The sequence below is a fragment of the Pseudomonas sp. AC463 genome, from assembly GCF_979253585.1.
Genome location: NZ_CEEDDZ010000627.1, coordinates 1 through 270, shown reverse-complemented (window position 1 = coordinate 270; position 270 = coordinate 1). Strand labels below are relative to the sequence as shown.

The 270-nt window shown below is 65.6% G+C and carries 1 protein-coding gene; it reads left to right on the top strand.

Annotated features, from left to right (window positions below):
* On the top strand, positions 1–270 hold a 270-nt coding region (locus AC0IYH_RS31725), incomplete at both ends, for a carboxyl transferase domain-containing protein (protein WP_471838234.1).

Here is a 270-nt window from a genome sequence, read left to right as displayed (position 1 = left end):
CGCATCCAGGAGGGCGTGGCGTCGCTCGGCGGTTATGCCGAGGTGTTCCAGCGGAACGTGCTGGCGTCCGGCGTGGTGCCGCAGCTTTCGCTCATCATGGGGCCATGCGCGGGCGGCGCGGTCTATTCGCCGGCGATGACCGACTTCATCTTCATGGTGAAGGATTCGAGCTACATGTTCGTGACCGGCCCCGACGTGGTCAAGACGGTGACGAACGAAGTCGTGACGCAGGAGGCGCTGGGCGGCGCGATCACGCACACGACCAAGACC